The sequence below is a fragment of the Arthrobacter sp. P1_A5 genome, from assembly GCF_056406825.1.
In genome coordinates this window covers 1-7,734 of the sequence record NZ_JBFTZL010000176.1, presented here as the reverse complement: position 1 = coordinate 7,734, position 7,734 = coordinate 1, and the positions used below count along the sequence as shown (strand labels likewise).

Sequence of the window (7,734 nt, the reverse complement as noted above, 5' to 3'; positions counted from 1 at the left end):
GGCGAACAAGGTCCGCCACCGGCCCATGGCGTCGCCGGCCAGGAGCGGCCGGCCCGAATTTCTGGCGATGCGTTCCGCTACAGTCTCGGCGTCGCATTCGAGGTAAACAACGGTACAGCGGCCCAGGAGCTGCTGGGTACCGGAATCAAGGACGGCCCCGCCGCCGAGCGAAATGACGGCGGTGCCGCCCTGTGCCTCTTCGATGGCCTGGGCCACGGCCCGGGCCTCCATTTCGCGGAAGGCGTGCTCGCCGCGGCTGGCGAAGATCTCGGCGATCGTCCCGTGCTGGGCCACCACGAGGGCGTCGGTGTCCATGAAGGCGCACCCCAAGTGCTCGGCGAGCTGCTGTCCGATCGCCGATTTGCCCACGGCCATCGGTCCGATCAGGACCACCGGGCCAACGATATTTGCCGCGGGCGCCGCCGCGACGGACGGCCCGTCGGTTTTCCCGGCCGGCACTAGTGGCCGATCGAGTCCAGGGACGCCGGAATGCTGTCCAGGTAACCCTTGATGTTGCGGGCGGTCTCCTGCACGGAGTCACCGCCGAATTTTTCCGCGACCGCTTCGGCGATCACGAGGGCCACCATGGCCTCGGCCACCACACCGGCGGCCGGCACGGCACAGACGTCGGAGCGCTGGTGGTGGGCCTTGGCGGCCTCCCCCGTGCTGACGTCGACCGTCCTGAGCGCGCGGGGCACGGTGGCGATCGGTTTCATGGCGGCACGGACGCGCAGGACATCGCCAATGCTCATGCCGCCCTCGATCCCGCCTGCGCGGTTGGAGGTACGGATGATCTTGCCGTCCGCGTCTTTGACGATCTCGTCGTGGGCGGCGGAGCCGCGGCGCGCGGCGGTCAGGAAGCCGTCGCCGACTTCAACGCCCTTGATGGCCTGGATGCCCATGAGGGCGGCCGCCAGACGCGAGTCGAGGCGCCGGTCCCAGTGCACGTAGCTGCCGAGTCCCGGGGGGAGGCCGTAGGCAAGCACTTCGACGACGCCGCCGAGGGTTTCGCCTTCCTTGTGCGCGACGTCGACCTCGGCCACCATGGCGTCCGAGGTTTCGCGGTCGAAGCAGCGCAGCGGGTCGGCATCCAGGGCGAGCACGTTGCCCGGCACCGGCAGCGGCCGGCCCTCCGGCACGGCGACGCTGGCGATGGATACGGTGTGGGAGACGAGCTCGATGCCGAGCTGCTTGAGGAAGGCCGCGGCGACCGTGCCGAGTGCCACCCTCGTGGCCGTCTCGCGGGCGCTGGCGCGCTCCAGGACCGGGCGGGCCTCGTCGAAGCCGTATTTCTGCATGCCGGTGAAGTCTGCGTGGCCGGGCCGCGGGCGCGTCAGCGGGGCGTTCCGGGCCTGGTCGGCCAGGATTTCGGGCTCCACGGGATCGGAGGACATGATCTGTTCCCACTTGGGCCATTCGGTGTTGCCGACCTGGATGGCGACGGGGCCGCCCTGGGTCAGGCCGTGGCGGACTCCGCCGAGGATCGTGACCACGTCCTGCTCGAATTTCATCCGGGCGCCGCGGCCATAGCCGAGCCGGCGGCGGGCCAGCGCCTCGCTGATGTGGGCGCTGGTGAGTTCCACACCGGCGGGCACGCCTTCAATTATTCCGACCAGTGCCGGGCCATGGGATTCTCCGGCAGTCAACCAACGCAACATACATTCCATCCTGCCATGTCGGGCGGTTAGAACACCCGTCGGGGCGCCCCGACTGCGTCACACATCACATCTGTGACACCGGCAGGGAGGGCCCCGCCCAGCCCGGTGAAGTGCCGTACCTGCTCCACCGCCTGGTAGATCAGCATTTCCAGGCCGGGGACCACCGTTCCGCCGGCTTCCTGCCAGACCGCGGCGATCCGGCTGGGCCATGGATCATAGGCGACGTCCAGGAGGACGCCCGGGCTGCCATGCGGAGGCAGTTCTCCTGGACGTTTCGCMGCCAGCTCTTCGGCCAGTTCACCGGCCAGTGCGTCTGCAGCGCGGGGCGGCAGCGTGGAGATGACCACGTCGGCCGCGGCGACGGCGGCTGCCGCCCCGGCGAGGGGAAGCACCCGGACGGGGACGCCGACGGCGGCGGAGGCCGCGCGGGCCTCCGCCGCGCGGCTGACATCGCGGACGAACACTTCGGCGGACACCGCCCCCAGTTCCTTGAGCGCCGCGATGGCTGCTGCCGCGGTCCCGCCCCCGCCGAGGATCACGGCGGTGGGCGCCGAGGCTGCCCCCGCGTGCCGGAGCGCGTTGACGATCCCGGTGACGTCGGTGTTGTACGCGACCAGTCGCGTGTGGCCGGCACTGCCGCCGTCTGATTCGAACGCAACCGTGTTGACGACCCCGAGTGCGCGCCCCACGCCCCGGACCTCGTCCACTTCCGCCACCATGGCCGATTTGAGCGGCATGGTGACCGACAGGCCGCGCCAGGAACCGTCAGCGCGCACCTCGTCCCTGACCTGCCTCATAAAATCGGGCAGGGCGGCCTCGGTCACGTCAATGGCGGAGTAGGCGATATCCACGCCCAGGTGGGCGTACGCGGCCCGGTGCAGCGCGGGCGACTTCGAATGGCTGATGGGATGCCCGAGGACGGCCGCCCGCAGCGTCATACGCAGCGTCCCGGGTTGGCCTCGCACCAGGCGTTGTACTGCGCCACGTAGCCGTTGTGTTCCGCGAGCGTCTTGGAGAACTTGGTCTCCTTGGTGTCCAGGTTGATGGTGACCCAGTAGAGGAAGCTGTTGGACTTGGGCTTGGCGGCGGCGTCAATGGCCGTCTTGCCGGGGGAACCGATGGGGCCGGCGGGCAGCCCCTGGTTGGCGTAGGTGTTGTACGGGTTCGACTTGTCAGCCTTCTGGGCCTCGTCGATGTGGAAGCTGCGGATGCCCAGGCCGTAGGTGACGGTGGCATCGGACTGGATGAGCCCGTTGGTCTCGGTGTTGTTGGGCTTGAGGCGGTTGTAGATGGCGCCGGCGACGTCACCATATTCGGCTTGGCCGCCTTCGGCCTGGACGATGCTGGCCACGGTCACGACGTCGTACTGTTTCGCGGGATCGGTAACGCCCTGGGCCTTGAGTTCATCCTGGGTGCTGCCGACGAGCTTCTGCAAAATGTCTTTGGCGGAGGAGCCCAACGGGAAGCGGTACTCCCCCGGCGCCAGGTAGCCCTCGAGGTTCTTGGCTTTGGCCGGGACGCCGAACTGCGCGGGCGCATCGCTGAGCGCTTTCAGATCCTGAACAGGAATCCCGGTGCCCTCGGAAATCGCCTGCAGGGATTCGCCGATCCGCAGCCCGGCGCTGAGCGCAAAGTACATGACCTTGCTCTGGCCCTTGTTGAGCAGGACATCCACGGCATCGGAGTTCTTCATTTCCTGGCGCATCGAGAACGTGCCGGGGTTCAGGGCACCGCCGGATGCGGTGAACTCCTTGAGGAAGGTGTCCGCGTTGGCCACGACCTTTTTCGACTGAAGTTCGGTGGCCACGGACCGCGTTCCGGCGCCGGGTTCGACCGTGATGGTGACCTCACCGGTTCCGGGGCCTGGGTAGTCGGCCATGGTGTCCCCGCCCAGGAGGGGCTTGAGGAACTGTGCGCCGACGGCGATTGCGACGACGAAGACCGTCAGGGTCAGCACCAGTGCCAGGAAGCGGCGCCGCCGGCGGACCTTCTTGGACGGTCCCTTGTCGTAGCGGACCGCTCCGGCCATCAGCTCCTCGCCCGGGTCGCCGTGGTACTCGGCCTCCGGGTGCGGCTGTGCCTGGGGGTCAACGGAGCTGTCGTAGAGATGGTGGGCCGCGTCGTGGGGGTGCGGAGCGTAGCCATCGTGGACGCCGGCGTCATGGGCAGCCGCATCGTGGCTGGCCCCGTGGCCGAGCCGGCCCGCTGACGCATAGACGACGTCCTCGTGGCCAGCGTCTTCGCGGACGGGCTCGTCGCGGGAAGGTACTTCGTGGACTGGTACATCACGGACAGGGATCAGCTGCGTGAAGTCTTCGTGCACGGCTTCTTCGCGCACGGACTCTTCACGCACGGCTTCTTCACGCACGGCTTCTTCGCGCACGGGCTCTTCACGCACGGCTTCTTCGTGCACGGGCTCTTCACGAATGGCTTCTTCGTGCACTGTCGGTGCCGCGTCGGGAAGTTCCGGTGCGGCCTGCGGCAGTTCGCTGTCTTGTGCCTGTTCCTGTGCCGGTGCCGTTGCCGGCGTCGGAACGTCCGGTCCCGTCTCAAAAGCCTGCGGCGGGATCACGTTGTGGCCCTGGGTGGCCAGAAGCTTTTCCCGGGCCCGGATTTCTTTGCGCGTCAGCGGTCGGCCGGCGCCACCAAGGGCGTCACCGGAGGAGTCATCACTGTTGACCGGGCTCACTGTAGCCTTCCATTTTCTGAAGAGTGCGTCTGTACTGCCGGGCCGGTCTGTGCGCCGCCTCCGGTCGGCCCCGGCGCAGACTCCGCGTACACGCGGTTTCCGACCTCCGTTCCCCTGGCCTTTTGCATATCAATCGCATGTTGCAGAATACCTGCCGCCGCAACCTKATCAACAACTGTACGGTGATTCCTGCTGCTCATGCCAGCTTCGTGCAGGTTGCGGTGGGCGCTCACGGTGCTGAGCCGCTCGTCAACCAGGCGCACGGGCACCTCGGATCCGGCGTCCTGCAGGGCCAGTACCAGCAGCTGTGCGTACTCGGTCGCCATCCTGGCGGAGGCGTGCTCTTCGCCCTTCATGGTGCGCGGCAGTCCCACGAAAATCTCCACGGCGTCCAGCTCCGCGGCCAGGGCAGCCAGGATTCGCACGTCAGTGTTCTTCTTCACGTTCCGCGCCAGCGTGCGCAGCGGCGTCGCCAGGATTCCGTCGGGGTCGCAGACGGCCACCCCCACACGGACGGTGCCGACGTCCACCCCGAGCTTCACGCCCCGGGGGTAGACGCCGGCCACAGCAGCTTCAGACACGTGGGATCCGCTATCGCCTGGTAATGGCGTCCACGACGGCGCCGAGGGCAGCACCGACCTTGGCTGCGTCGGTCCCGCCGCCCTGGGCGACGTCGTCCTTGCCGCCACCGCCGCCGCCGAGGATGCCTGCGGCGAGGCGCACCAGGGCACCGGCCTTGACTCCGGCTGCCCGGGCGGCTTCGTTGGTGGCGACCAGGATCACGGGACGGTCGTTGCTGACTCCGGCCACCGCGACGGCGGCGGCCTCGGACCCGAGACGCGTCCGCAGGTCCAGGGCCAGGCCGCGCAGGTCGTCCGCGCCGCTGACCTGGCCGGCGTCGTGCGCGATGACCTTGACGCCGGCGGCATCCTGGGCGGTGCCGACCAGCTGGGCTGCGGCGGCAGTGAGCTGCTCTTTGCGCAGCCGCTCAAGTTCCTTCTCGGCCGTCTTGAGCTTGGTCAGGGTGTTGGAAATCCGGTCCGCGAGCAGCCCGGAGGGAACCTTCAGCATTTCCGTGAGCTCGGTGACGAGCGCCCGCTCCGCGGCCAGGTGCCGGAACGCGTCCATGCCCACGAAGGCTTCGACACGGCGGTTTCCTGAGCCGACCGACTGTTCGCCGAGCAGGGACAGGCTGCCGATCAGCGAGGTGTTCTCGACGTGGGTGCCGCCGCAGAGTTCCCGGGACCAGGCGCCGTCGATTTCCACAACGCGGACCTCGTTGCCGTAGTTCTCGCCGAACAATGCCATGGCGCCGAGCGCCTTGGCCTCGGCAAGCCCCATGATCTTGGTCTCCACCCGGAAGTTGTTGCGGATGGCGATGTTGGAGACTTCCTCGATCTCGGACCGGGTGGCGGCGCTCAGGCCCTCACCCCAGGCGAAGTCGAATCGCAGGTAGCCGGCCTTGTTGAAGGAGCCGCGCTGCAGGGCTTCCGGGCCGAGGATCTGGTGCAGGGCAGCGTGCACAATGTGCGTGCCGGTGTGGGCCTGCTCCGCGGCGTGGCGGCGTTCCCGGTCCACGGCGGCCTGAACCAGCGAGTCGGCACCGATTTCGCCTTCGCGGACGATTGCCTTGTGGACACTGAGGCCCTTGACGGGGCGCTGGACATCCAGGACCTCGACGACGAAGCCGTCGCCGGTGATCAGCCCGGTGTCGGCAGCCTGGCCGCCGGCTTCGGCGTAGAACGGCGTCTCGGCCAGGACCAGTTCGATTTCATCGCCGGTGGAGGCCTGGGCGACCTTCCGGCCGCCGGAGAGGATGCCGCGGACCTTGGACTCGCCCTGGAGCTCGGTGTAGCCGGTGAAGACTGTCTCGCCGGCGGACAGCAGCTCCTGGAACGCGCTGAGGTCAGCGTGCGACCCCTTCTTGCCCTTGGCGTCGGCCTGGGCGCGCTGGCGCTGCTCGAGCATGAGCTTGCGGAACTCGGGCTCGTCGACTTTCAGCCCGGCCTCTTCGGCCATTTCCAGGGTCAGGTCGATCGGGAAGCCGTRGGTGTCATGCAGGGCAAAGGCGTCGGCGCCGGAGAGCGGCTGGTTGGCGGCCTTGGATTCCTTGACGGCGTCCTCGAGGCGGGCGGTGCCGGAGGCGATGGTGCGCAGGAACGCCTTCTCTTCGGCGTAGGCAATCCGGCTGATGCGTTCGAAGTCGGTCTCGACGATCGGGTAGACACCCTTCATGGCGTCCCGCGAGGCGGGCAGCAGTTCCGGCAGGCAGGCCTTTTCGACGCCGAGCAGGCGCATGGAGCGGACGGCCCGGCGGATCAGGCGGCGCAGCACGTAGCCGCGGCCCTCGTTGGAGGGGGTCACGCCGTCGGCGATCAGCATGAGGGCCGAGCGGATGTGGTCGGCAACGACGCGCATGCGGACGTCGTCCGTGTGGTGCGGGTCCTCGGCGGACTCCGCGGAGGTGTACTCCCGGCCGGAGAGGGCCGCGGCCCGGTCGATCACGGGGCGGACCTGGTCCGTTTCGTACATGTTCTCGACGTCCTGGAGGATCATCGCGAGGCGCTCCATGCCCAGGCCCGTGTCGATGTTCTTCTTGGGCAGCTCTCCGGTGATGTCGAAATCCACCTTCGAGCGGACGTTGTCGATCTGGTACTGCATGAACACGAGGTTCCAGATCTCGACGTAGCGGTTTTCATCGGCGATGGGGCCGCCCTCGACGCCGTAGGACGGGCCGCGGTCGTAGTAGATCTCCGAGCAGGGACCGGCGGGGCCGGGCTGGCCGGTGGACCAGTAGTTGTCGGACTTGCCCATGCGCTGGATCCGCTCGGCCGGCATGCCGGTGTTCTTCAGCCACAGCTGCTCGGCCTCGTCGTCCTCTTCATAGACGGTGACCCAGAGCCGCTCCGGCGGCAGTCCGTACCCGCCGTCGTCCACGCTGGTGGTCAGGAGCTCCCACGCGAACTTGATGGCGTCTTCCTTGAAGTAGTCGCCAAAGGAGAAGTTGCCGCACATCTGGAAGAACGTGCCGTGGCGGGCGGTTTTGCCCACTTCCTCGATGTCACCGGTCCGGATGCACTTCTGCACACTGGTGGCCCGCTGGTAGGGGGCCTCCTCTCGGGCGGTCAGGTACGGGATGAACGGGACCATGCCGGCCACCGTGAACAGCAGGGACGGGTCGCTGGAGACCAGGGAGGCGGAGGGCACGGCGGTGTGCCCCTTGCTGACAAAAAAGTCGATCCAGCGCTTGGTGATCTCCTGCGACTTCATGAGCTGTTTTCTTACCCTTCAATATTCACTGCGTTAGGTGGCCCGCGTCTGTGCTGCGCGGGACAAGCTGAGGACCGGCATTGATCCGGGCCCGTCAATCTGGTGCCCGTCACCGGG

Annotated in this window: 6 protein-coding genes; all 6 read right to left on the bottom strand. The window is 68.0% G+C overall.

What is annotated here, in order from left to right; genetic code table 11:
• Window positions 1–405 (bottom strand): shikimate kinase (locus tag AC1D1S_RS17520; RefSeq protein WP_476995051.1); only part of this gene is annotated, 405 nt, incomplete at its 3' end.
• 53 nt (window positions 406–458) lie between these two features.
• The gene (gene aroC / locus AC1D1S_RS17515; protein WP_028276469.1) at window positions 459–1,658 is read right to left on the bottom strand and encodes a chorismate synthase; all 1,200 of its coding nucleotides are present in this window, start codon (window positions 1,656–1,658) and stop codon (window positions 459–461) included.
• A 26-nt stretch (window positions 1,659–1,684) separates the two neighbouring features.
• A complete protein-coding gene (locus tag AC1D1S_RS17510; protein ID WP_243177369.1) occupies window positions 1,685–2,596 on the bottom strand; it encodes a shikimate dehydrogenase in 912 nt (303 codons plus the stop codon).
• A complete protein-coding gene (gene mltG, locus AC1D1S_RS17505) occupies window positions 2,593–4,347 on the bottom strand; it encodes an endolytic transglycosylase MltG (RefSeq protein ID WP_476995050.1) in 1,755 nt (584 codons plus the stop codon). Before mltG ends, AC1D1S_RS17510 begins: the two co-directional genes overlap by 4 nt.
• Window positions 4,344–4,928, bottom strand: a complete 585-nt coding sequence (gene ruvX, locus AC1D1S_RS17500) for a Holliday junction resolvase RuvX (protein ID WP_476995049.1) — start codon at window positions 4,926–4,928, stop codon at window positions 4,344–4,346. Before ruvX ends, mltG begins: the two co-directional genes overlap by 4 nt.
• Before the next feature lie 10 nt (window positions 4,929–4,938).
• Window positions 4,939–7,617: an alanine--tRNA ligase gene (alaS, locus tag AC1D1S_RS17495; RefSeq protein WP_476995048.1), complete on the bottom strand. Its 2,679-nt coding sequence runs from the start codon at window positions 7,615–7,617 to the stop codon at window positions 4,939–4,941.
• Between the last annotated feature and the right edge of the window lie 117 nt (window positions 7,618–7,734).